We start from the raw sequence: 26,859 nt of genomic DNA on the forward strand, positions 1-26,859 counted from the left end.
ATAGACTCCTATTGACCGATAGCACAGAAAGCAGCCCAGTGGTAAGGCGACTGAAAAGGCTTAGCATTAGCTTCCATCTTATTAAATAATGCAGGTAACTGTATAAGTTTTTGGGTGGGAGTCAAGGTAAGTTTGCTTGTCCATGTTTGCAAATCTTCTTTAGTGGCATCCCGCAGCCAAAGTTGAGCAGAGTTAAGGGCAAGGGAGACACTTAACCCGGCTTTGAGAAGCTGATAAAATTTTATCATCAAAAATGAGGTAGACAAATCGCTGACTGTCCACAGCGTCGGGACTACACTGGAACTGCCCGCTACCAGGAAACCGCTAGGTAAGCTGATATATTCATCGCTGATGCTGCTAAAGTCGCTGATGCCGGTTTCGCAGGCGGAGATCACAACTAGGCGGCATTCTCGGAAGTCGAGGGCAAAGATGTCTGCTAAGGTGAGGCATTTCGTGAGGTCGAGGGTTTTGCCATTTCGTAAGGGTAGATAGCGAGAGGGGTTTTCTTCTGGAGGAGGCGGGGGTAATTCGCTGTCGGCTAGCAGCAATGCTGATAGCAAAGGTTGTTTAAAGTTAAAATAGCCGTGACAGCTAAAGTGGGCGCAGTGGGCGATGCGGAGGCGGCTATCATCTATGACTGATTTTTTGGCATCATTTTTGACGAGGATATCTTTGGGGTGGAAATGCTGACTAATCGCTGGCACTTCTAAGTCTGTAAATAGCAGGTCATTGGTGGGGTTTTGGACGGCAAATAGGTGAGTGAAATTGGGGCGTTTTCGCCTTTGTGCCTGTTGCAGCAGTTGACAACTGGGGGAATAGCGGACACCTTGTTTGAAGCAATCTAGTAAGCAGGGATTGGTGGGTTCAGGAGACTGGATTTCTGGGTTAAAGCGCTTCCAGATTTCATGGCTAACCGGCAAGGCGTGAAGGGGGAACAGGTGCAGGAAACGGTGGGGAATTAAAATTAGTTGATCGCAGTGTTTGGGTACTTTCCCCAGAATTTCATTGATATGCAATATTTCAGATAGGCTTTGGAGGCGAGGGGCTAGGTTTTCCCGCCATTGGGTTTTGTCTTCTTCTTGGTAATCTCTCAGATATTCCTTGCCCCAATTTACCAAGGCTTGAAAGTCGGTTTTTGAAGATGGCCAGACTATAGGAGTTGGTGATTGAGGAGTAATGATGAAGGTGAGGAATTTGTCGCCCAGGATGTACCACTCAAGGATAGCGGTGTTTTCTACTGTGAGGGCTTGAATATCGCTGTAGAGGATGCTTTTAACTTCTTGAGTGAGCAGGAAGTCGGGGTCGATGGGTTTGATGTCACGGACGAGCAATTCGTCGAGTTGTTGCCGCAATTGGGTGAGATTGGTAGAATCGCGGCTGGTAGTTTGTAGGGTGTCGATTTGGAGGCCGCGTTCTCCCGATATTGTGCCGCCGTTGCTGTTACGATTTGTCTGTTGGATTTCCACTCGTCGCTGTTCGGCATCAATTGCTCGACGCAGGCGCGAAAGTTCGTTGATAACAGCTTCGGGAATATCGCCTTTGGGGTATAAGTCGCGGGTAGCGAGGAGTTCGACTAAGTTCCGGGCTTTGCTGCGTTCGACATACTCAATCGCTTTGTCTGGTTGATTGATCTTGATGTATGCTTGCACTATTCCCACATAAACATCTATCACTTCTGAAATAATCTCTTGCTTGCGCCGATCAGTGCTAGCCCATGTCCGACTTTGCTCGACAGCTTGAATGGCAGTGTCATAACCTTCAATAACTTCTATCCATAGTTCAGCCAAGGAGGCTATATAACCTAACCTACCTGCAGCTTGGAGGCATTCAATGGGAAAAGTCCTGGGTTGATAGACTTCTATGGCTGCTCGAAAACAAGCTATTGCTTCTACTACCTGTCTTTGTTTCTGATAAATAGTACCCAAGGTAACTTGGATTCCAGCCCATCGTTCTGGAAACTCTTGACGAGTAAGGATTTGCAATGCGCCTTCTGTAGCAGCAATGGCTTGTTTCAAGTTTTCAGTGCGCTCACCTTTAAGGCGATTGTGATAGGTATTAGCCAAGTTAATGTGAACTTCAGCCCATTGTTCTGGATATTGTGCCTGGGTAATAACTTGCAAACATTCTTGATATAAACAAATAGCTCGCTCTTGGTTTTCTTCACGATCACCTCGTAGTCGATGTTGATATGAAACAGCTAAATTCATGCAAGTTGTAGCCCATTTTTTTGGAAAAGCTTCACGATTATAAATTTGTAATGCTTCTTCATATGTAGTAATTGCTTGTTCTAAATTTTCTTCCCGAGTTCCTCGTATACGATCATCATAGGCACTACCTAGACATATTTTAGTTCTAGCCCACTCTTGTGGAAAAGTTTCAGGTTTATAAACTTGTAAAGCCAATTGGTAATAGTCAATGGCTATTTCTAAATTTTCCGATCGATCTCCCTTGACCCGATTACTGTAAGAATTTGCTAGATTCGTCTGTGTTCTAGCCCAATCTTCTGGAAAAGTTTCAGGTTTATAAACTTGCAAAGCAGCTTGATAAGCACCAATAGCTAACTCAACATCTTCCAATCGGTTGCCTCGAACTTGGTCGTTGTAAGCATTTCCTAAATTACTCTGGGTTTTTGCCCATATTTGCATTTGCGAAGAGTCTTCTAATCTCAATACTTGTAGGACTGATTGATATGCAGAGATTGCCAAGTTGAGATTTTCAGCGCGACTCCCATAAATTCTATTGGCATAAGCATTTCCTAGATTTTGTTGAGTTGCAGCCCAATACTCTTTGTATTTATCTACAAAAAAAATTTGTAAAGCGGATTGATAAAAAGCAATTGAAAGTTCTAAATTAATGGCTGGATTTCCCTGAACTCTACTGCAATAAGCACTAGCTAGATTCATTTGTAACATTGCCCATTGAAGGGGATAATTTTCTTTAGTAAATAAAACTGAAATTACATAATATCCTATAATAGCTATTTCTAAATTATCGCGACGTTTACCCAAGGGAAAATCTTTAATTTTACTAATGAGATTTCCGATATCCGTAGCCACAATGTGCGCTTTTTGAGGATCTCTCTCAAACATTTCAAGTATTGCCCATTTGCGTAATACTTGAGCAAATAATTTGTCTAATCTATTTATGCCCGACTTAAGTATCACAGCCAATTCTTGAAAATCATTATTTGACGTTACTTGTAGTAATTCCATTAAAAAATCTTCATATTTAAGATATTCTTCAAAAGTCTGAGGCCATGAATCTTGATCGGGTAAAATTTCTTGTATAAAAAAAATTTGATTTGATATAAATCCTGCCTCTTGTGCATCTTTTACGATTTTCACAACAGGGCGTAATAATGCTAATGAGTATTTCATCATCGCCCACTTTTCTGGATAAGTTTCACGGGTGAGAACGGTGGTTGCTACCTCGTAACCTACAATAGCAATTTCCAAGTTAGCTACCTTGTCACCTAAAGAAAAATTAATTATTAAACTGCTAAAATGGCCAATAATATCCGCTGAACCTGCTTGCGGTATTCCTTGCTCCATTTGTGCGAAAGTAGCCATTGCCCATAGACGTAAAAATATAGCAAAATTACTATCTAGTAGATCAATATTATTAGACAATAATGGATATACTATTGGCTCTAAGTTTTGAGAGTTATCTACAATATTATCTAAAATTGTCTGGAATATTTTTCTCCATAAACCGAAATATTGTTCTTCTCTCCCAAAAGAAAAATATTCATAATTATCGCGCTCTCCCTCATCATTGAGCGCAAAAAAATCCCGTAGCTGACTGGCCAGATTTCGTAAAAAATCAGCCGGATTTTCCTGTCCTTCCTCTGCGAAGTTTTCTGCTACTACCTCGCAAACTTGCAAAAACCCTTGATCCAGCAATTCAGAGTTAGCCCGTAAAATCTGCGGTTCCTCACCGTTGGGGCAATTCAGGAGTGTCTCAATCAATTGCAGATAAGCTTGGGCGCGGGTTTCGTCCATTGTGGGGAGTTGTCAGTAACACCGATGTTTATTTTACCATTATTCGATGAGTGGCCAGAAACCTTTCTAAAGTTTGGGAACCGCAGATGTCGGCGGATATACGCTGATGGACGCAGATGAATTTAGTTGATAGGGGCGGGTTTATGAGTTTGTTGGTTTTCGGCAATTATTGTGAGTAAAACCCGCCCGTACAGGATAAATGGTAATAAACGGGGTTTCTTCTAATTTTGTGCTAATTCTGGCGGCCGGCCCATTAAACCGGTCATCAAGCGCAAGGCTAAAAACCTCACTGGGGGAATTGTCCGCAAACACCACAATCCAAAGCGGCGAAATGCCACAATTGGCAGCCAAGTATTGGAAAATAATCTGTCTAGAAAATCAGTAAATCCTAACACGATTAAATTCTCTTTTTTGCGCCAGTTGTGATACCGTTTCAATACTCGCAAATCGCCGATATCTTCGCCTTTTTGGTGCGCTTGCTGCAAGATTTGGGCGATCGCCCCTGCGTCTCGAATGCCCATATTTAATCCCTGGCCGCCGACGGGATGGCAGCAGTGGGCGGCGTCGCCAATTAGCGCTAATCTGGGCAAAACGTAGCGATCGCTCTGCATTAACTGCACGGGAAACAAAAAGCGATCGCTCTCCAATTCCAAACGCCCTAAAAGCCCGCCCGTGCGCTGTTCCAACAAAGTCAAAAACTCTGTTTCATCCATTTGTTGCAAAGCTTTAGCTTCCGCGTGGGGTGCTGTCCAAACTACTTGACAACGGTTCCCTGGTAATGGTAAGATTCCCATCGGGCCGCTCGGCCAAAAGCGCTCAAAAGCGATATCGTTGTGCGGTTTTTCTGCTTTAATAGTGATAGCAACGCAGGATTGCCAGTATTTCCAGCCGCGAGTGCTGATGTTGGCTTCGGTGCGAATGCGCGATCGCGAACCGTCGGCGGCGACTAATAATTTGCTGCGAATTGTCCGAGTTTCGCCGTTTTGTTTGACTTCTATTTCGGCGCAATGAGTTAAATATTTTACCTCGACTACTTCCGCCGGACAAACCCAACTAAAATTCGGGTTTTTTGCCAAAGATTCTTGCAAAGCTGACAGCATGACTCGGTGCTCGCCCACATAACCTAAAGCTGTTTTTGGTACGGGCAATTTGCCAGTATTTCCCAAATCGGGGCGGTGGAATTCGACGACGCCGGGATAGTCGCCGTCGCAGAGGCTAATTTGCTCGAAGGTGGTGATTTGCGGCAAGATTTGCTGCCACACGCCGATACCTTCTAAGATCATTCCTGATAGCAGGGTGATTGCATAGGCTTGTTTTTTGGCTGCGGCGGCTGCGGGGAGTTGGGTTTCAATTATAGCGATTTTCAATCCAGAATCTTTTAAAGCGCTGGCTAAGGTGGCCCCGACTATGCCGCCTCCGACGATGGCTATGTCAAAGTCAAGTGTCGGTGTTTGCGTCGAGGCTGTGGTTGGAGAAAGTTGGTTTACAGGCATTTTCAAGGGATTTTGTCAAAGTTAATTGCATTGTTACTTTGTTATTGTAAAGAATTATTTCGATTTAGGGCGATCGAGAAAGGGAGAGTACCGACATCCGTGAAAATCAAGGTTTTCAGACTACGAGATCCAAATCCAAGTCCTGGATGCACTCGCTACCTCAGAAACCCGGTTTCTTCCTATATTTCTCGTCACTAAACGCAAAACTCGTAGAAACCGGGTTTCTAGCCCCCCCCGATGGATCAGCCCTGAAACTCAGGACTAATGACTCATGACTAATGACTCATGACTCATGACCATTTCCTTTGTGTTTTCGGTAGCCAACGCTGATACTTCCTGGCAAATGGGAATCTCGATGACAAACTCTGCACCTTCCCCGGGCGTGGAAATACACTGCAATTTGCCTCGGTGTTTTTCAACTATAATCTGATAGCTGATTGACAGTCCCAAACCTGTGCCTTTGCCGACTGGTTTAGTAGTGAAAAAGGGGTCAAACAACTTGCTAATAACTTCTTGATTGATTCCCATCCCGTTGTCGGCAATGCGAATTGTTACTGTGTCTGCATTCGCACAGGTGCTAATCCGAATTCGGTTGTGACGAGCATATATTTCTTGGGAAGAATGAGTGCTGTTGTAGTCTTCGAGGGCGTCGATCGCATTTCCTAAAAGATTCATAAATACTTGATTTAGCTGACCTACATAGCACTCGACTGGTGGAAAAGTCCCGTATTCTTTGATAATCTCAATCGCGGGACGAAGTACATTAGCTTTGATCCGGTGCTGCAAAATTAGCAAAGTGCTTTCGATTCCTTCGTGAATGTCTACTCGCTTCATCTGCGATTCGTCGAGTCTGGAAAAGTTGCGTAAGGATACAACTAAGTCGCGGATGCGATCGGCTCCTACTTTCATTGATTCCAAAATCTTCGTAAAGTCTTCCATTAAGAAATCAACTTCAATATCTTCGGCTGCTTCTACAATTTCCGGGACGGGATTTGGGTATTTTTCCTGGTAAAGATTGAGCAAACCGAGCAAGTCTGTGGCGTATTGGCTGGCGTGGGTGATGTTGCCGTAGATGAAGTTAATCGGATTGTTAATTTCGTGGGCTACACCGGCGACTAGCTGCCCGAGAGAGGAGATTTTTTCGGTTTGGATTAGTTGAGTTTGAGTTTGGTGCAACTCGTGGACAGCTTTTTCGAGCTCGGCTGCTTGCGATCGATACTGTCCCTCGGACTGCTTGAGTGCTTCCAAAACTTGGACTCGATCGCTAATGTCGGTGTGAGTTCCCACCCATTCGCGAATGCTGCCGTCTGCTGCTAAAACAGGAACTCCGCGCACCCAGAAGTGTCTGTAGCTACCGTCTGCTGCCCGCAAACGGTGCTCGACTTCGTAGAGACTTTTGGCTTCTACTGCGCCCATCCAAGCTTGCGCCGTGATCGGGCGATCGTCTGGGTGAATTGCCGAAACCCAGTTGTCTGTAGCTTCCTCGAAACTTTGACCTGTATATGCCATCCAGTCGATCGGTGCGATCGGCTTTCCCTGGGCGTCTGTCATCCATACCAGTTGCGCGGTGGCCCTTGCGAGCGATCGGTATCTTTCCTCGCTCAGACGCACAAATTCATCGGCTTCTCGGCTGGCTGTCACGTCGCGCAAAATTGCTGTGAATATGATTTCGCCTGCAACTTCGAGTTTGGAAATAGAAGCTTCGGCGGGAAATTCTGTACCGTCTCGGCGGCGGGCGAAAATTTCTTTGCGGCTGCCCATTTTTCGGGCTTGTTTAACGCCGCCGCCGAAATTGCTGACGAGGTGACGATGATCCGTGGCAAAAGCTTCGGGCAACAGCAAGCTCAGGGATTGCCCGATCGCCTCAGCAGCCGTCCACCCAAAAATCCTTTCTGCACCTTGGTTGAACAAGATAATTTTTTGCTCCGCATCCACCGAAATAATCGCGTCGTCGGCAATTTCTACAATGCCGGCGAAACGAGCTTGAGACAGTTGCAGCGCTTGTTCAGCTTGTTTGCGATCGCTAATGTCGCGGGCGATCGTCGAAATGTATGTGAGTTTGTCGTCCGGCGCGGAGTGGGAGATGAGGACTTGGCTGACGGGAATTTCTAGTCCCGATGTTGACAGAAAGGTTGTTTCTCCGCTCCAAAAGCCCCCGGAAACAGCGGTGGCGATCGCTTGATTCAAATGGCTGCGACCTGACGCTGGCGTGAATTCTGCAACTTGTAGGTTGGATATATCTTCGTTTTCGTCTATACCCACCATTTTTCTGCCTGCTTTGTTGATGTAAACGGCGCGTCCTTCGAGGTTGCAGATACCTACAAAATCCGGGGTTGCTTCCAGAATTGCTGCCAGACTTTTGTTGGCGATTTCGGCTTTTTTGCTTTCAGTAATATCCCGCGCGATGGTAACTATACCGCTAATATTTCCTAGTCCGTCCCGGTAAGCACTTTTTGTAGAAAGAAATGTCCGCAAATTTCCTTTAACTGGCAGCTCTTCTTCGATCGCTTGCGTTGTTCCCGTTGTCATAATTGGGCGATCGGTTTTTTTAATTTTGTCGGCAATTTCCGGGTGAAATAATTCGCTGTCATCTCTGCCAGTAATGTCGTCTACAGACTTGCAAATTATACTGGCTCCTGCAGCATTGAGCATCAGGTAACGGCCCTGAATATCTTTGACAAATAAGGCTGCTGGCGTACTATTGATGACGGCAAGCAAGAGGTTGTAGTTGTTTTGAAGCGCCTGCTTTGTTGTTTGAGAGTCGAAAATTTGCTCCTGCAATTGCTCATTGGCGAGTTGCAGTTGGATAGTTCGTTTCTCAACTTGAGTTTCTAAGTCTGATTTAGCTTTCCTAAGTCCCACTTCCGCTCGATAGCGCTTCCGGTCTGCGCTGCAAAGAGTTTTGGCATTCTGCCAAATCATAATTGTAAAAATAATCACGTTCAATACGCTTAACAGCGATATCCCTACCTCTGGCGTGTAGGCTTGTAACCGCTGTCCCGATAGGATGAAATAACCGACTAAAGGCGGGATAATGATTGCCCGTGGCAACAAGCGCCTCGCCATGATGCCGCCGGCGCGATCGCTGGTCATTACTGCGATCAATCCTCGCTCTGGACTGGCAAATAAAATGCCGAAGCTCAGCAACATAAATGCTGCCGACGTGTGCAAAGCCATTCCTGTATAATTGCCAATTTGGTAAAATAAAGCTTTGTCGTAGATGTAGCCTATCAAACCCATAAATGCAATTAAAAATGCACAACAGCTTAAGATTTGAATCCGCAGGTATTTAGGGCGACGTTCTGACAGCAGCAGCAAGGCTATTCCCACCAATAAAAAAGCACCAGCAGTATTCGGAGCCATGCGTCCTGGTATTCCGGCGCTTGTCAAGGTGTAACTTTCTTTAAATAGCAGTTTGTCGATGCCTAAGTCTACATTAAAACTATATTGAACGAGGGTTAATAGACTAATTAATATAATTAAAAATGAACAGCTATAAATTAAAAAATTAGTAATTTTTTGATACTTTCTTGCCCTTAATTCGGCGCGCCGCCGCTGTTGGATGAACAGAGAACACCCGCCCAAAATAAAGCAGATCGCAGTATTGGCTTTCATCGTCACGAGTCCGGGCAGAATGCTTTTTAACAGTTGCAGATCGAATATCCAACCCAAAATGACTGTACAGCCGATCGCCATTACTGCAATACTCGCTTTTTTGGAAAAAGACTCGACAGCAGCCATTCGGGTGGAGGGCGTTTGCAGTTGTTGTGCTCGTTCAAAAACTTCCAATTTCTCGCTCCCTCTAATTATTGGGTTTCTACGTATCTAAGGTAACAATAAACACTTTAGTGATATTGTTGTCCGCTATACAAAGCTGCTTAAAATTTTCTCAAAGCTCTTAAGCATAAAATATTAATTATATTATCTAACTTTAGATAGATAGTCAACTGAAGCTTGAAGGCTCTTATGTAGAAGGCATTCGGCAGAATATAACAATTTTTCTTGCTTGTAAGTTAAAACAAAAAATTGCTTGTTGCTTGTTGCTTGTTGCTTGTTGCTTAAGCCGTCAGCCTTGTTGCTTAAGGCTTCAGCCTTCTTCCTTGGCAATTAGGACCCGATCGCGCGGCAAGACCGAGTGTTTTTACTCAGTACATCAAGGCGTAATAGTAGCGGATTAGTCGATCGGCAACAAGATCACTCGCATTGTAAACCGGGTGCTGTGGCTGTGGTTAATGCGATCGGCAGAACACATAAGACTCGGCGGTTGAAACCGCTACTACACAAACAAAGTCCGCCTGCGCGGACTAAAGAGGGGATATTAAAGTCGGGTTTGGTAACTGTCAACTGTCAACTGTCAAATGACAACTCACTCCCAAGTTTTGAAGTGCTTGCAAAGCTTCGGTTGCTGACGGGTAACGCTGTGGGAAATGGTAAAGCACCATCTTGTCTAAAACGCTAGCCAACTCCGGGGTGACACTTACATTTTTCTGCCAGATGAGATTCCCTAAATTATCAACTCTGAGTTGTTTCGGGCGCATTCCTGTCAAGGCTTGAATCCCGATGATCCCGACAGCATAAATGTCGCTGCACAGTTTCGGGGAACCGATGGCTTGTTCGGGGGGAATGTAGTCTTGCTGAGTACCGCCGCGCGATTTCGTTTGACCGATGCTGTTTTGTGAAGTGTTGATTTCTTTAACTGCCCCAAAGTCAATTAATACAATCTTGCCATCTGATGTCCGCCTGATTAAGTTTTGAGGGTGAACGTCGCGGTGAATTACATCTTGTTTGTGAACAAAGACAAGCACTTCCAAGATATCTTTCAGCAAAGCAATAACCTGATCTTCTTCCCAGGGTTGACCTTCAATTAGTTCTTGATACAGGGGTTGCCCTTCGATGAATTGATAGACTAAATAAAAATATCCATCTTCTTCAAAGCGAGCTAACAATTCCGGTATCCGATCGTGGTGGCCCAATCGATATAAAAGCCGCGTTTCTCGATCGAATAGGTGGCTGGTTCTCTCACACTGGCTTTTCAGGCGCTTGACGAGGCACAAAGGTCGATCGGGCAAATTTTCATCTTCAGCCAGATAGGTATCGCTGTACTCGGTGCTGACCAAATGTTCTCTGAGTCGGTAACGCATCCGCAGCAGCTTTTGCAACATGGGATCGAGAGAATTAGCTGGTTGTGTGCCTTTTTGTACAGCTCTCATGATGCAGTCCCAAAGATTTGCTCCGACGACTCTTTCTTCTTGTCCAATAATTTCTGCTTGCTTCAGTACCTTGGTGAGGTCTTTCCACAAGTTGTAGCCGACATACCGCCCCAGGTAGCACACTGTGTACCCACGGGCGATCGGATCGTTTTGCTGAATTTCTTTGTACGTCAAACCCCCTACAACGCCTCGAATTATCGACTGTTGCAACCGACTTAGGTGTTTTTCCGTTTGTTCGTATACCAGATTGTCCAAAAACAATGTTGCTTCTTCTACTGTCATAGCTTCATATTTTAAGTGATTTGTACAGGAGCCACGCATTTTTATATCCCTAGATTTCTGTTATATATGATTTCTCTTAAATTTGCTAGATTGTCTACTTATTGAAATATATTTTTACCAATATGACTTTTATGACTTTATGTTATGAATTTTATGAATTGACGTTTTAAGTAGTTACTGCTACTATCTCAACTACAACTTTTAACGAGAGAGTACATTGCCAAATTAGGGTCTCGCAGATTCGACTTTACAACTGCAAACACCAGAAACGACTGTTGTCAATTAATAGGTAAATTAATCATGTCTATCTTCAGTACCGCAACCAGCTTCCCTGTCGGCGAAGGGCCGAGTGACGTTGTTGTAGCAGATTTTAACAAAGACGGTAAGCCAGATATCGCCACAGCGAATCAAGTAACTAACAACATCTCCATTCTGTTGGGGACAGGCACTGGCAGCTTTGGCACTGCCAACAACTTTAAGATCGGCTTTATGCCCATAAGTCTGGCATTAGGGGACTTTAACAGCGACGGCAACCTCGACATAGCTTCTGTAAAGAGGGACAGCGCAGATGTAGGTGAAGTAGCCATCCTGTTGGGAAATGGCACAGGTAGCTTTGGCACTCCCACGAGCTTTGATACGGGGGAAGCTGATGGGAAGTCAAATTTTGGCCTTGGTGTTGGTGCGGGTGACTTTAACAGCGACGGCAAGCTAGATTTAGTTACGATAGGCAATAACAATCTATCGATCCTGTTAGGAACTGGTACAGGCAGCTTTGGGGTTCCTACTAACCTTAATGTTAATGGGTCGAATTCGCGGTTTTTCGCCGTGGAAGACTTTAATGCTGACGGCAAGCTCGACTTAGCCTTCATAGACTCTTCTGATAATCTATCGCTCCTGTTGGGGACAGGGACAGGCAGCTTTGGGACTCCTACTAAATTTAAGGCGGGGAACGATCCGAAAGGGCTCGCCACAGGGGACTTCAATGGGGATAACAAGCCAGATTTAGCTGTAACAAACATCGACGAATCTAACAGCGTATCAATCCTGTTGGGGACAGGGAAAGGCAGCTTTGGGGCTCCCACTAACTTTAATGCGGGGGACTTTCCCAATAGCGTTGCTGTTGGGGACTTTAACAGCGATAACAAATCAGACTTAGCTGTGACGAGCGATGGTGGTATCTCCATTTTGTTGGGAAATGGTACGGGCAGTTTTGGTGCGCCCGCCAACTTTTCGGCTGGGGAAGATCCCTTTATCATTGCTGTTGGGGACTTTAATGCTGACAGCAAGACAGACTTAACTACGACAAACAATAATGAAGAATTTTACAGCGTCTCGGTTTTACTCAACAACGATGATGTAGCGGAGGGTAGCGGAAATGAGGACAATGATACGGTTGGTGTTTCTGTTAGTCTTACCGAAACGGAAGTTACAGAAGGTGGCGCGAATGGCAGTTACCAGCTCAAATTAAAGTCGAAGCCAACAGCCCCCGTTACCATCAATCTCACAACCAATAATCAGATTCAGCCGATCGCCCCTGTGACTTTCACTCCAAATAATTGGAATGTTGCTCAAACCGTAACGGTAAAAGCTGTTGACGATACAGTTGCCCAAGGTACAGACAGCGCTAATATTACTCACACTGCAACCAGCACTGATGCTAAGTATAACGAAATTTCGGTGCCAGGGGTGATAGTGGCGATCGACGATAACGACACTACGCCGACACCGACGCCAACGCCAGTCACCCCGACGCCAACGCCAGTCACCCCGACGCCAACGCCAGTCACCCCGACGCCAGTCACCCCGACGCCAGTCACCCCGACGCCAGTCACTCCGACGCCAGTCACTCCGACGCCAGTCACCCCGACGCCAGTGACGCCGACGCCAGTCACCCCGACGCCAGTGACGCCGACGCCAGTCACCCCGACGCCTGCAGAAGTGACGCCGACGCCTGCAGAAGTGACGCCGACACCAGTGACGCCAGTGACGCCGACACTAGGGACGCCCCCACTGATACTTGCAACTCCAGACATTATTATTAATCCACCAGCGGGATTCTTAGTCACTTGGGAAACAGGTGGCACAGACCACTTCACTGTCAAACTCAACAGCCCACCTACTGCTGATGTGAGTATTAATTTTAGTACCGATAGTGTGGGAGAAGGAGTAATTGACAGGCCAACTGTTACCTTCAATTCTACTAATTGGAATCTAGAGCAGATCGTGAGGGTAAGAGGCGTTGATGATTTTGTATTTGATGGAACTCAAAATTACAGTATTATTGCCGACCCTGCTGTTAGCGCCGATCCCAATTACTCCGGGTTAACTACATCAATTGTTTACGCTTACAATACTGACGATGACGATCCTCTTCTTCAGACGACCGTTATTATGGGCGAAGGCTTTGTTATTGATGGTTACATCTCCGGTGCAACCATCTTCCTAGATGCTAACAAAAATGGCATTAAAGATAGTAACGAACCATCAACTACTACTGACTTTAACGGTGCATATCAGCTCGATATTCCCTTGGAGACTTTCGACAAAAATAAAAATGGGAAAATCGATGCAGATGAAGGCAATTTAGTTGCTTTTGGCGGGACGGATACTGCGACAGGTTTGCCGCTGGAAATGCCTGTTTCTGCACCTGCGGATGCTAATGTTGTCACTTTGTTAACCAGTTTGGTAACTGATTTGATGGCTGGGGGAATGACGCAGAGTGAAGCCGAGTCAAAAGTTAAATCTACTCTGTCTATTCCTGCGGGAGTTGACTTGAGCGACTTAGATCCGATCGCCTCTACAGCAAAAAATGAGCCTGGGGGCGTTGAAACTCTAGTCGCCATGACAAAAGTCCACAACGTCATCACCCAAACCAGCAGCCTCATAGACGGTGCATCTACGGCGGACAATGCTGCGATCGTCAAAGCTGTTGTCGGGGCAATTAACAGTAAAATTCAATCCGGTGGTTCCCTGGATTTGAGCGATGCGGCACAGGTAGAAAGCATTATCCAGCAATCTGTTGCCAAGGTCAAAGAATTTGACACCAATCTCAACACTGAAAAACTTTCCCAAATTGCCCCGGAAGCGGCGAAGGTAATGGCTGAGGCAAATCAAAGCACGGATAAAGTTAAATCTAACTTTTTGCCTGAGTTTATTCCCTCGGAAATTGCTAAAGTCCAAAAGGTGACATTGGGTGAAAGTTCGATCGCCCTGGAAGAAGCGGGCGCTGGCACAAAACCAATCGCACAGGTAGTTTCCGAAAATACGGGCGAATCTTTGAGTGCCAAAATTCAAGGTAATCCAGCACCTTCTCAACCCGCTGTTCCGGTTGTGCAAGGTGATGTGGAACTCGTCAATACTTCTCCTGAAATTCTCGGCGCTGAGGGCCAAAATCTTGTCGGTACTGATGATAGCGATACTTTAATCGGCGGCAGCGGTAACGATTTTATCACTGGCAGAAAAGCTAGCGATTCCCTTGATGGTGGCGGCGGCAATGACACTATTTACGGTGGGCGGGGACTCGATACGCTGACAGGTGGCAGTGGTGATGATATCCTATTTGGAGGCCGCGGTGCTGACAGTTTGGACGGCGGTATCGGCAATGACAGTTTGTACGGTGGCAAGGGAGATGATACTTTGCTTGGCGGTTTGGGAGATGATTTTCTCAGTGGCGAAAATGGCAACGATTTTCTGATTGGAGGTAGCGGGAGCGATCGCTTTTTGTTAACTCCAAGTATCGGCTCGGATACGGTGGTTGATTTTGAGGTGGGTATCGATAAATTTGCCCTCGATAACAGTTTGACTTTCCAGCAGTTAGAAATTAGTCAAACTGCGGGAGGAACAGTGCTGAAAGTTATATCCACCGATCAAGTTTTGACAACTGTGACTGGGTTGAATAGTTCTATTACTGCATCGGATTTTGTGTTGGTTTAGATTTACCTCCAGCGTAGGGGCAATCCTGTGGTTGCCCTTCTAAATGAGGTAGGCACTAAAAACGAATCATTTGTTAAATCACTTTTACCCGGAGGAGCATCATGTTTAAATTTGGAAAAATGACCCTAGTATTCATCACCGCATCTGTTGCTGTTTTGCAGCCAGCTTTTCTGGCTCACGCACAAGAAACCAGCAGCGAACTCAGGCAACTACAAACCTTATTAGAAGCTAAGAAATGGGACGACGCCGATCGCGAAACCGTCTCTTTACTCCGCAACAACCCCACGTCTTGTCCGAACCTCCGCGCGATCGACCAATTGTGGATGCAACACAGCAATAACAAATACGGTTTGACCCCGCAGTTAGAGATTTGGCAGAAGGCGGGCAAGGGTTTAAATTGTCAAAGTTGCGAAGGTGAAATTAAAGAATTTAGCGAAAAGGTAGGATGGAAACTAGGCCAGCAAGTAACTCCTATGCTAGGGGATTTTCCAGCTCAGTACCCAACTGTTGCTGCATTAGGTTGGCAAAGCTACGTGGATGGAGATGCAACTATGCATATTCTTTTTGGCAACCGGAATACATGGCAAGCGTGGAAAGTTCAAGGTTATAACTTGTTCTCTACTTTTGCTAATTGCGGCAAGTAAGTAGACCCACCTAAAAAAACAGAGCACCCAGATACCCGACTTCTTTAAGAAGTCGGGTATCTAAAGGGCGAGATCGTTTTACGTTCTTTTGCTTTCATACTTCTGCTTCCTTTAAAAAGCTATTATGGTTGAAGGGATTGGCAATTTATATGTGCTGCGAAATATATGAGCCAAGCAGATTATCAAAAGGCATTAGAACAGATAGAAACTGGAGATTTAGCAGGATCTCTGCAAAGCCTCGATCGCATTTTGAAAAAAAATCCCAAGTTCGCACAAGCTTATCCGCCCAGAGCACAAGTGCGCGCAAACTCCAGGATTTGAAAGGTGCGATCGCCGATTACAAGGAAGCGATGCGCTTGCAGCCGAGGGCGATGTAATTTGGGGAACGGGTATCAATTCAGTCGCAGATCGTTGACCTCGAAAATGCGATCGCAGACACGCGCTTGCTAAATTCAGCAAAACACCTGTCGTCCCCGCTTTTCTTCGAGGAAGCTCGCGAAGCGGTCGATCGGGGCGAATATTCAGAAGCTTTGTCCGACCTTAGCAGGCATGACGCTGATTACCCGCAGGATGGCTGATGCGCTGACAATCGTGCCGTCTGGGCGCTGCCAGGAGGCAGTTGCTGACGGTAGGGTTGTGGAATTTGATTTAGGTTCGGTGCAATCTTTAGCAGTGCAAACCGCTGTTGTGTACCACATCCAAGTGGCGATCGGCGATCGAGCAGCCGAAGGACTTTTAGGGCAAAATTTCCTTGCTCGTTTTGACGTGCGGATTCTCGAAAACGAAGTAGAATTTCACCGTCGATAATTTATGGAAATCGGCAAGATTCCTGTTCCACAAATATTAGCAACACGCTTTCGGGCCTGTTCCACAAATATTAGCAACAGGCTTTCGGGCTTATTCCACAAATATCAAATTTTCTTGTGGGGAGTAGGGTTAGGTTCTTATAGCCCACCCTCAAAGGCTTATTTACAAATGAATCAGCTTAATTTTTAATCTTATTCACATAGCCCCACAAACTATAATCGCGACTCAGCCAACCCCGGAAAAAAGCCATCTGAGTCGGATCTTCTTGCACTCTTTTGTAGCGGTAAATAATTCGTTCATTAATCATTTGCAGCGCGGTATTTCTGTTATTTGCCCCTTTTAGCGCTTCCTTGGTGCGGGCATCAAAAACTCCCGTTTGTGGCAATCCTAAGGCTTGCTGAAGAAAGGTAATTGAGTTATTAATACCGAAATTAACGGCGGTGTCAAACATGACGATCGCCAAAGCCGGCTGCATCGTGCCCGAGAGGCTCGAATCCCAGTAATATTTATAAATTTCTAGGAGCTCTGCTTCCGACATCTGCGTCACGTCGAGGGGCGGAAGCCCACGACTGTAGCGGTAGGCGTTGTATTCCGTTTGCAAAACGCCCCGATAAGTTCTGCCGCCCTTATCGGCAGGATGATTGCTGAATCCGCCCTCAAAATAGAGGGTGAAATAAAGAGCAGTTTGAAATAATTTCTGCCGAAAGCTGGCTGTTTGCTGCTGCTGTGCGAAAGTCTTTTGGGCAAAGGGTAAGGGGATTGCTAAGGTTAACAAGAGTATCCCCAGCAGGAGGTTTGGTTTCCACTTGATGTTATGTTGGCGCTGTGTCGCTTGCTTGTCGCTCATAAATTCTGTGTGACGATCGCCCGTAATTCCGCTAAAACTGCTACTCTTCAAAATAATATAGATTCAACCTTTAACTTGATAGCACAGATAGGCCGCCAAATGAAGTCCGATTTTCCCAACCAATCCGAAACACCCCAATTTGAAGATGCTGCATCGCTGACAGTCGTTGCAGAAACCTATTACTCTCAAGGCAATTTAGCAGCAGCCGTCGCTGCTTGTCGCCGAGCTCTGGAATTGCAACCGGATTGGGCGGCGGCTTACGTGACAATGGGCAATGTGCAGCAAGCAAGCGGCCAAATTGAGGAAGCGATGCGGTTTTATTCCGAGGCGATCGCTCTGAATCCCGATTTTGCTGAGGCTTATGCTAATTTGGGCAGTATGCTCTACAAACAAGGGCATTTGGTGGAGGCTATTGTCAATTACGAAAAGGCGATCGAACTTAAACCAAATTTGGCGGCTGCTTACTGGAATTTGGCAGGGGCACTGAAACAGCAGGGGCAGTCGGATGCAGCGGTAGCATACGAGCAAAAAGCTCTCGAACTCAATCCCCATCTTGCTGAGGTAGATTTTCACTTAAATTTAGGAGATAAATTAGCGCGGCAAGGGAAATTAGATGAGGCGGTGGCTGCATGGCAACAGGCGATCGCATTTAAACCCGATTTAGCCGAAGCATACTGTCAAATTGGCCGAGTTTTGCGCCACCAGGGTCAATTTAAAGACGCAATACCCAACCTTCAAAAAGCCCTAGAAATTAAACCAGATTTTATTTCTGCCCACCAACATTTGTGCGGCATCCTCAGAGATACTAGCAATTTAGCTGCCGCGCGGCAAGCCGTGCACCAATACAGCCAAATGTGTGCCGAAACAGATCCAATTATGACCGCGATTTACTTCATCAGCACCTATCAAGTGTCGGGATTAAATCAAATTGCGGGCGATCGATTTTTAGAGCTAGAGTCGTACTTGCAGCAAAAATTAGAAACCGCTAGCCCGGTGGAAATTAAATCGCTTTATGCAAACTTGTTATTCAGCACGCCCTATTTGCGAGATGACTTGGCAGCCAACTCAAAACTTTCCAGATTAATTGCCCAAAAGTATATCGACCAATGTATTAAACCTAATTTTTCTCAACCCGCAAATTACAGTTTCAAACCAAGTGTTCCATCCAGCAAGTTAAAAATCGGCTTTTTGTCCAATCACTTCAGCCGCCATTCAGTAGGTTGGTGCAGCGCTGACATCATTCGCGAATTGTCCGCCATCACACCCAATGTGTATTTGTACGCTTCCGAAAGAATTATTCCTGACGATCGCACTCAGCAATTTGAAACTTGGGGCAAACTGACTTTTCCGACAACCTACCCGAACGGACTTGCCAATTCCGCAGAAATTATCGACAAAATTCAGCAAGATGAACTGGACGTTTTAGTCGATTTAGATTCTCTCAGCGTACCAGTTCACGCTGACATTCTCTACCAAAAACCCGCACCAGTTTGTGTTTCTTGGCTGGGATTTGACGCCCCTTACCTATCGCCGGAAAATTACTTTCTTACAGACTGGCACTCCCACCCAGCCGGGCGGGAAAAATATTATGAGGAGCAGCTAATTAGGATGCCGGATTCCTTTGTAGCGGTGTCAGGTTTTCAGAGATATGGAGTCGATCCCGTTGCATTGAGAAGGTCGAATCGGATCGGTTTGGATCAGATAGTTTACCTGTGCGTTGCACCCGGCAGAAAATTCAATCACGAGTTAGTAAAAGCCCAAATTGCCATTCTCAAACAAGTGCCAAATAGTATTTTAATTCACAAAGCTTTAGGCGATGCTGCGGTGTTTGAGGCTGCATATCACCAAGCTTGCGAAGCTGAAAAAGTGAGCAAGCACCGAATTAAGTTTTTGCCAAGGTTTGCTACTGAGGAAGAACACAGAACTATCTATTTGCTGGCCGATGTTTTGTTAGATTCTTATCCTTACAACGGAGGAACTCACACTTTAGAGGCTTTGTGGTGTAATTTGCCAGTGGTGACTCGCACAGGAGAGCAATTTTTGTCGAGAATGGGTTATTCATTTTTGCAGGCTTTGGGAATTGAAACTGGTGTGGCTTTGTCTTGGTCGGAATATGTGGAAGTTGGTGTAAAATTGGGTAAAGAACGTGAATTGAGAAATGCAATTAAAGCACAGTTGGTGAAATCTAAACTTCCAGCCCATTTGTCGCCGCTGTGGAATCCTAAAAAGTTTGCTGGTGATATGTATGCGGTGTTTGAAAAATTAGGTAAAATAGGATAAATGCTGACTAATGACTAATGACTTCAACACTGCCAACTATTAAGTTTTTAAAACAGCCGACTTCGGAAGCTTGGGTAGAACAGGCGATCGCCCATTTGGATACAATCTTATTAGACCATTCTCACTGCGAACGGAAAGCGGCGGGAGTAGCGTTAAATTTAATGTTTCGCTACCCAGCAAGGGAAAAATTGGTGAGGATGCTAACGGCGATCGCCCGCGAAGAATTAGAGCATTTCGAGCAAGTCAACCAGCGGTTAGAAAAGCGCAGCATTGCTTTAGGCCCTTTGGCTGCACCTCCCTACGGTGCTGGCTTGTCCGCCCAAATTCGCAAGCAGGAACCCGATAGGCTTTTAGATTCTTTGTTGGTTTCGGGTTTGATAGAAGCGCGCAGTCACGAACGGTTGGGGCTGCTGGGCGATCGCTGTCCCGACGCGGAATTAGCTAAATTTTACCGCAGTTTGATGGCTTCGGAAGCGCGTCATTACGGTGTATATTGGATTTTGGCAACAACTTATTTCGATCGGGATATTGTGATGCAGAGGTTGGAGGAATTATCATTAGTAGAGAGCGAGTTGCTGGCAACTCTTCATCCCGAACCTAGAATTCACAGTTAAAATCTATGGGCATTTAAAGACTGTAAAATACAAAAAATCACTAATTTTACAGTTGCTCAAGTCAAAAAAAAATATACGTTGCAACTACCAATGAAAACCCAACATCTGGATTTTTTAATTCGTTCCTGGGAAACGCGCGATCGCGCTGAGGCGTTCTATTTAATTAGGGATGTTTTAGCAGAATACGGTTTAAAATGCGAACCTCACGGGGCCGATCGAGATGTCTATGATGTAGAACTACATTATCATAATCAAGGCGGCGAATTTTGGGTAGTGGAACGGCAGGGTAAAATAGTGGGTACGGCGGCTTACTATCCGATTGAGCGCGGAAATAATGCTGTGGAAATTCGCAAAATGTATATTTTGCCCGCAGCAAGGGGACAGGGTTTGGGGAAATTTTTACTGCAAGAATTGGAAAGTAAAATTATCGCTCGCGGCTTTGAAGAAATCTGGATAGAAACTGCCAGCATTCTCAAAGAAGCTGTTAAGATGTACGAAAATAGCGGATATATACCGACAACTGGTGTGGAGACGCAAAGGTGCGATCGGCTTTACGTAAAATCTCTCGGTATAAAAAAGCTACAATAAAGTTTCTGTAAACAATGATTAATTTACCCAGTTTCAATCAACACCAGCAAATAGTTGTTTGGCGAGGCATTTCTGCCTTGATCTTCTCCCTTACTTTTGTAATGATTGGTTATTTTGTGATAGCGCTGCCCCTACCGCTATTCAATACCCCAGAGTCACGCCTAATTTTCACCCTTCGCTGCCAAATTTTTCCGTTACTGATGTTATTTGCCGGCATAGTTGCTGTTGGTAATGGGAGATTTAGCAGCCCAGCCATAAACCCTTTAGCAAATGCCGAATCAGAAGCAATGCGGATTCATTTGCGTTATTTAAGCAACACTCTAGAGCAATTTTTGCTGTTTTTTGTAGGCAGTTTAATCCTTTCTACCTTTTTAGATACTTACAGCATCAAGCTGATTCCTATTTTGGCAAGTTTGTTTGTTGTCGGAAGAATAGCGTTTTGGATAGGCTATCTCAAAGAGCCAATCGAACGAGCTTTTGGCCTGGGAGTTACTCTGTATCCTACTATTGCCGTACTAATTTATGATGTTTACCGCGTACTATTTTTCAATAGCTGAGGGATTTGATAGTTTTGTGAAATAAGACGTATGCTTTCATTAGCCCTGTGAAACCCTAAAACTAAGAGAAAAACAAATGACTATTTCCACAGAGAACACTCACTCTCAAAATCATGCTACCAACAAATTGCTAAACGGCCCTAAAGACGCTAGATTTGTTCAGACAGTGCGGAGAAGTTTAAATCCTCTGTATTATTTAGATAGTAATTATCAACGCTACGGCGACATTTTTATCAGCCAATCCAGCATCTTTCCGCACCAAGTAATTATTAGCAATCCTCAAGCTATTCAAGAAATTTTTACAGCCGATTCCAAACTCTTTAAATCCGGTACGGTAAATCACATAACGCTACCTTTAGTAGGGTCCAGTTCCTTATTGTTGTTAGATGGCGCTCGACATTTGCAGCAGCGCAAACTTTTAATGCCACCTTTTCATGGTGAACGCATGAAAGCTTACGGACAAATCATCCGCAATACCACCGAAAAAGTAATTAATAATTGGACTCCTGGTAAGTCGGTTATCGCGCAATCAACTATGCAGCAAATTTCCTTGGAAGTAATTTTGCACACGGTTTTCGGGCTGAGCGAAGGAGAACGCTACCAGCAAATTCAGCAACTAATGATTAATATGTTCAGCCTGTTTAACAATCCATTAAACGCTACCTTTTTGTTTATCAAGTCGTTGCAAAAAGATTTAGGTGCTTGGAGTCCTTGGGGAGGATTTCTGCGACAAAGACAGCGTTTAGATGACCTGCTTTATCAAGAAATTCGCGAACGCAAAACTCAGTCTGAACCATTGGGAGAAGACATCCTGAGCTTGTTAATTTCAGCTCGTGACGAAGCAGGACAGCCGATGAGCGACGTTGAATTACGGGATGAATTAATGACAATCTTATTCGGAGGACACGAAACTACAGCCACAGCTTTAGCCTGGGCTTTATATTGGATTCACTACATCCCAGAAGTCCGTGAAAAACTGCTGCAAGAACTCAATTCTATTGATCTCGAAAATTGCGACCCGGCGGAAATAACTAAACTCCCGTATTTGAATGCTGTATGTTGCGAAACCCTGCGGATTTATCCGATCCTATTTTTTACATTTCCGCGCCTTGTGCAAGCTCCGATGCAGTTAATGGGTTATAATATTCCCAAAGGAATGGTACTTTCTCCCTGTATTTATTTGGTTCACCACCGACCGGATATTTACCCGGAACCAAAGCTTTTTAAACCAGAACGTTTTCTAGAACGTCAATTTTCGCCTTACGAATATTTGCCATTTGGCGGAGCAAACCGCCGCTGTATTGGCACGGCATTTGCAATGTTTGAAATGAAGTTAGTATTAGCGAAAGTGCTGTCTCGATACTCTTTAGAACTTGCAGAAAATAGTCCGGTTATGCCAGTACGCCGCGGTGTGACAATGGCACCGGCTGGTGGTGTGCGTTTGGTGGTAAAGGGTAGGATTTGAATCCTATCAAATTCGGTCGATCGAGCACAGATGATATGATACCGATACAACGGGTTTTAATTTATTTTTTGCCGCAGAGGAATCTCGATCGCAAATTCGGAACCTTCTCCCAATACAGAATTGCAAGAAAGCTTGCCGCCGTGTTTTTCTACTATAATAGAGTGCGAAATCGCCAATCCTAAGCCAGTTCCTTTGCCAATGGGTTTAGTAGTAAAAAACGGGTCAAACAAGCGCTTTTTCACATCTTCGCTCATCCCGGGGCCGCTGTCAGCTATCCATATTGCAACGCTGTTATTGTCGGTTACTTGGGTGCGAATTGTAATTGCGAGGTTTTTGGCGGTGCGATCGGATTTCTTCATCTCCATGTCCAAGGCGTCTAGCGCATTGCTCAACAAATTCATAAATACTTGATTTAACTGACCGGGATAACATTCAACTAAAGGCAAAGTACCGTATTCTTTAATCACATTAATTGTCGGGTGATCGGCTTTATGTTTCAGACGGTTTTGCAAAATCAGCAGCGTGCTTTCAAGACCTTCGTGAATGTCAACTTGTTTCTTTTCGGCTTCGTCAAGTCTTGAGAAAGTCCGCAGGCTCAAAACTATGTCGCGGATGCGATCGGCTCCGACTTTCATAGATGCTAAAATTTTTGGTAAATCTTCAATAAGATAATCAATTTCAAAGTCTTCCCTTGCATTTACAATTCTTGCGCTAGGCTGCGGGTATTCTTTCTGGTAAAGTTGCAACATTTTTAGCAAGTTTTGAGTGTATTCGCTGGTGTAGCTGAGATTGCCATAAATAAAATTAACCGGGTTGTTAATTTCGTGGGCCACACCTGCTACTAACTGGCCCAAACTAGACATTTTTTCACTTTGAATTAATTGAGTTTGGGTGCGTTGGAGCTCGTGTAAAGTTTGTTCTAGCTGTTGAGTTTGAGCTTGAGCTAATCGGGCCGCTGTGCGGGTTTGGGTGTAGAGTTCGGCGTGGTCGATCGCGATCGCAATTTGAGCCACCACCGCTTGCATCAGTTCGACTTCCGATTCGCTCCAATGTCGCATGGATAGGGTCTGATAGCAGGTAATCACCCCAATCTCGCCGGAAGCAGTATGAATGGGCAGCGACAGCACGGATTGAAATTTTGAAGCCTGGAAAAGTTCGCGCAATTCTACATCTTCAAAAGTGCTGACATCATCAATTCGCAGAATTTCTCGTCGCAAAATCTGTCGCACTGCGAGACTAGATTTGTAGTCTACAGGATAAGTGCCGAGTATACTCGGCAAATCTGCATTCTTCGCTTCGTAAGTTACGTCCCAAAGCGGAGGATTGGTGTTGGGGCGATACCAAGTGAAGATGCACCAATCTAGGTGCATCAGATTGCGAATTTCTTGAACGGCGGTTTCTACAATTGTATCTAAATCTAAAGAAGTGCGGATTTGGTTGGCAATTTGATTGAGCAGTAGTTCTCGCTGAGCTTGTTGTCTAAGCGCTTGTTCCGATCGCACTAAAGTTTCTTCTGCAAGTTTGCGATCCGTTAAATCTTGGATAACTGCTTGGATGATTTTTTCATTTCCAACCTCGATGATTGTCAGCACGACTTCTGCGGGAAAATCAGTACCGTCTAAGCGCTGATGAACCCAATCAAAACGGTGGTTTCCCCGCTCAAAGGCGAGATCCATCATTTCGTTAATAAAGCTCAAAGAATCTCTGCCGTTAGGTTGAAAAGGAGGCGACAGTTGGCCGGGGTTTTTGCCGTACAACTGTTGGGCGGTAGTACAGCCAAATAGTTTTAGGGTGGCTGTGTTGGCATCAGAGATGTCATTGTCATATAACATCAAAACTGGCAAACTGGTTAATTCGTAGAGCGATCGAAATTTGGCTTCCGACTGCTGCAATGCGGCTTCTGTTTGCTTGCGAGCGGTAATGTCGGCAACCATTGCCAAAGCCCCCACATAGCGTCCCTGTTTGTCGGACAAGGGATTAGTAGAAAGTATCGCCCACAAGTCGCTGCCGTCTCGGCGAAGGAACTTAAAATCGTGTTGTTCGCGAATTCCTTCACGGCGGCGTTCGAGACTGACTTGTGCGAGCGCCATGCCTTCTGCATCCATGAAAGCAAATAGCGACTTTCCGATCATTTCCTCTGGAGTGCAGCCGAGCATATCGGTCATTTTTTGGTTGACAAAAGTAGTTTTACCCTCCGTATCTACGATCCAAATTCCTTCGTCTGCTGTCTCGACAATACACCTGTATTTTTCCTCGCTTTCCCTGAGCGCTTCTTCTGCTAAGTGGCGAGCCGTAATGTTTTGAGTCATTAGCAATCCGCCGATAATTTCTTGTCGTTCGTTTCTGACTGGCAAAGTATAACCGAGGTAAACGCGCTCCCTGTAAATAAATTCTGTAACAACTGTTTCTCCTGCCAGTGCCGCCCGATAATTTGGCTCGAGAGCGGCGCAAAAATCTGGCTCGAATACTTCCCAGATTGTCTTGCCTTCCATCAATTCTTTGGAAAGCCCCACTGCTGCTAATTCTCTACCTTCTACCAGGGTGAAGCGCATTTCTCGATCGAACAACATCACCGCACCGTTAGGAAAGTTGCTTGCCATAGTGCGGTAAAGCTGTTCGCTTTTTTGCAGCGCAGCTTCTGCTTGTTTGCGATCGCTAATGTCAATTATGACTGCACCGATGCCGAGAGCCTCGCCCTCTTTGTCTAGCAAGGGAAAATAAGAGCCTGTCAGGTGTCGGACAAACCCAGGCTTTCTGGGATTGTCACCACTCATCTCGATATTAATTAAGGGTTGTTTTGTCCTCAAAATTTGTTCGTACAAAGGCTCTACAATTGGAGCGATATTCGGCAATATTTCGCGTACAGTCTTGCCTATGTGCTCTTCAGGGTTCAGGCAATTTATTTCGGCTAGAAATTGATTAATTTGCACGTACCGCAGTTGGGAGTCTAAAATGCAAAGTCCCGCAGGCGCCTCCTTCAAAAAGGCATCAAATAGTGCTTGTCTCTGTGCTAATTCTTGTTCTAAAGCTTTGCAAATACTGAGATCTGTTAAAGAGCCAATCATCCCCACAACTTCTCCTCTTTTGTCTTTCAAGAGCGAAAGCATGAGGTGCGAGGAAAATTTCTCTCCCGATTTATGGCGTGTGATAACTTCTATTTCATGCTCGCCTTTTTCTTGTAGCGGTTTGATGACTTGCTCTAATAAAAATTCGTGCTGTTCTGGCGGGTAAATTAGAGAAACGTGCTGTCCGATAGCCTCAGTTTTTTCATAGCCGTATAACTTTTGGCAGGCTTGATTCCAAATGGTGATCGAGCCGTTCATATCTGTAGAAATCATCGCTTCGTGAATTTGGTCGATAATTTGACTTTCGAGACGCAGCTTTTCTTGAGTCTGCTCCAGTTCGGCGGTTTTTTCTGCGAGTAGTTTCTGAGTTTTTTCCAGTTCGGCAGTCTGCTTTGTCAGCAATTTTTCCAGATGTGAATTGCTGTGCGGCGGCGCTGATTCCAGCGGATCGCTATTTTCAGGCCCAGGATTAAAAATTTCTTCAGCGCTCAGCCAAATCGCACGCTCTCCCCCTGTTTCAATTGCCCGCTCAGAAACTCGCACGGGTACGAGATGGTTGTTTTTATGTTTGTATGCTGCTTCGCAGGGGCCGGTGCAGCTATTTTTTGCTTGACTTTCTAGATATTTTTCTCGGCCCGCGCACTGCGTTTGCTGAATTTCCCAGTAGTTGAGGTGAAGAGTTTCTGCAACTGTGCGGCCGATAATACTTGCAAAAGCTGGATTTACGTCGAGAAAAGTCCCGTCCGTCCGGCACAATGCCAGCCCGATCGGGCACAGTTCTAACAATTGGCGGCGGGAGCGATCGCGCTTGGCTTTTCCTAACTGACTTTGCATCTGACCTAGCGGGACGTGGGTGATTTAATTATATCTTTTTATCTTGTTTATTAAGTAGGTAAGCGGGATTAAATAGAGCTATGTAACAGTATGTAAACCGCCATAACTTAGCCACGTTTAGGGCATTGGGATACTTTACAATCGTTTACATAATTGTGTTTTACATCGCCTACCTACTTACTGTGACTTTTATCCTTCATTAAGGAAGAGAGAAGAAGGAAGTTCGGCAACGGATTGTA

At 45.2% G+C, this 26,859-nt stretch carries 15 protein-coding genes; 9 read left to right on the forward strand and 6 right to left on the reverse strand.

All coding sequences use genetic code 11. The features are described 5' to 3' along the window. Positions 1 to 8: 8 nt before the first annotated feature. From D0A34_18930 to D0A34_18945, 4 genes are all read right to left on the reverse strand, one after another. Positions 9 to 4,001: a CHAT domain-containing protein gene (locus D0A34_18930; GenBank protein UNU20677.1), complete on the reverse strand. Its 3,993-nt coding sequence runs from the start codon at positions 3,999 to 4,001 to the stop codon at positions 9 to 11. 221 nt (positions 4,002 to 4,222) lie between these two features. After that, positions 4,223 to 5,494: an FAD-dependent hydroxylase gene (locus D0A34_18935; protein UNU20678.1), complete on the reverse strand. Its 1,272-nt coding sequence runs from the start codon at positions 5,492 to 5,494 to the stop codon at positions 4,223 to 4,225. A gap of 261 nt (positions 5,495 to 5,755) precedes the next feature. Continuing rightward, entirely contained in the window at positions 5,756 to 9,283 is a 3,528-nt protein-coding gene (locus D0A34_18940) for a PAS domain-containing sensor histidine kinase (GenBank protein ID UNU20679.1), read from the reverse strand. A 551-nt stretch (positions 9,284 to 9,834) separates the two neighbouring features. Further along, positions 9,835 to 10,986 carry a serine/threonine protein kinase gene (locus D0A34_18945; protein UNU20680.1) on the reverse strand — a complete coding sequence of 384 codons (1,152 nt, stop codon included), beginning with the start codon at positions 10,984 to 10,986 and terminating at the stop codon, positions 9,835 to 9,837. A 300-nt stretch (positions 10,987 to 11,286) separates the two neighbouring features. Between D0A34_18945 and D0A34_18950 the strand changes: the two genes are divergently transcribed. From D0A34_18950 to D0A34_18965, 4 genes are all read left to right on the forward strand, one after another. Beyond that, on the forward strand, positions 11,287 to 14,919 hold the full coding sequence (locus tag D0A34_18950; GenBank protein UNU20681.1) for a hypothetical protein: 3,633 nt from the start codon (positions 11,287 to 11,289) through the stop codon (positions 14,917 to 14,919). 101 nt (positions 14,920 to 15,020) lie between these two features. Next, positions 15,021 to 15,563, forward strand: coding sequence for a hypothetical protein (locus tag D0A34_18955; GenBank protein ID UNU20682.1), 543 nt, complete (start codon positions 15,021 to 15,023; stop codon positions 15,561 to 15,563). A 549-nt stretch (positions 15,564 to 16,112) separates the two neighbouring features. Next, positions 16,113 to 16,370: a hypothetical protein gene (locus D0A34_18960; GenBank protein ID UNU20683.1), complete on the forward strand. Its 258-nt coding sequence runs from the start codon at positions 16,113 to 16,115 to the stop codon at positions 16,368 to 16,370. A gap of 3 nt (positions 16,371 to 16,373) precedes the next feature. Beyond that, positions 16,374 to 16,559, forward strand: coding sequence for a hypothetical protein (locus D0A34_18965; GenBank protein UNU20684.1), 186 nt, complete (start codon positions 16,374 to 16,376; stop codon positions 16,557 to 16,559). Here D0A34_18965 and D0A34_18970 read toward each other — a convergent pair. Then, positions 16,549 to 17,217, reverse strand: coding sequence for a hypothetical protein (locus tag D0A34_18970; GenBank protein UNU20685.1), 669 nt, complete (start codon positions 17,215 to 17,217; stop codon positions 16,549 to 16,551). The two genes, D0A34_18965 and D0A34_18970, sit on opposite strands and share 11 nt — an antisense overlap. Before the next feature lie 99 nt (positions 17,218 to 17,316). On the opposite strand from D0A34_18970, the gene D0A34_18975 reads away from it, so the two are divergent. The 5 genes from D0A34_18975 (at position 17,317) to D0A34_18995 (ending at position 22,721) form a co-directional block, all read left to right on the forward strand. Continuing rightward, a complete protein-coding gene (locus D0A34_18975; protein UNU22370.1) occupies positions 17,317 to 19,497 on the forward strand; it encodes a tetratricopeptide repeat protein in 2,181 nt (726 codons plus the stop codon). 17 nt (positions 19,498 to 19,514) lie between these two features. Then, positions 19,515 to 20,111, forward strand: a complete 597-nt coding sequence (locus D0A34_18980) for a tRNA-(ms[2]io[6]A)-hydroxylase (GenBank protein ID UNU20686.1) — start codon at positions 19,515 to 19,517, stop codon at positions 20,109 to 20,111. Positions 20,112 to 20,201: 90 nt separating this feature from the next. After that, positions 20,202 to 20,699, forward strand: a complete 498-nt coding sequence (locus tag D0A34_18985; GenBank protein ID UNU20687.1) for a GNAT family N-acetyltransferase — start codon at positions 20,202 to 20,204, stop codon at positions 20,697 to 20,699. 14 nt (positions 20,700 to 20,713) lie between these two features. Continuing rightward, positions 20,714 to 21,256: an MAPEG family protein gene (locus D0A34_18990; protein ID UNU20688.1), complete on the forward strand. Its 543-nt coding sequence runs from the start codon at positions 20,714 to 20,716 to the stop codon at positions 21,254 to 21,256. A gap of 76 nt (positions 21,257 to 21,332) precedes the next feature. Further along, positions 21,333 to 22,721 carry a cytochrome P450 gene (locus tag D0A34_18995; GenBank protein UNU20689.1) on the forward strand — a complete coding sequence of 463 codons (1,389 nt, stop codon included), beginning with the start codon at positions 21,333 to 21,335 and terminating at the stop codon, positions 22,719 to 22,721. Positions 22,722 to 22,777: 56 nt separating this feature from the next. On the opposite strand, the gene D0A34_19000 is transcribed toward D0A34_18995, so the two are convergent. After that, a complete protein-coding gene (locus D0A34_19000) occupies positions 22,778 to 26,620 on the reverse strand; it encodes a PAS domain S-box protein (GenBank protein ID UNU20690.1) in 3,843 nt (1,280 codons plus the stop codon). Positions 26,621 to 26,859 lie beyond the last annotated feature (239 nt).

The sequence above is a fragment of the Microcoleus vaginatus PCC 9802 genome, assembly GCA_022701275.1.
GTDB classification, from domain to species: domain Bacteria; phylum Cyanobacteriota; class Cyanobacteriia; order Cyanobacteriales; family Microcoleaceae; genus Microcoleus; species Microcoleus vaginatus_A.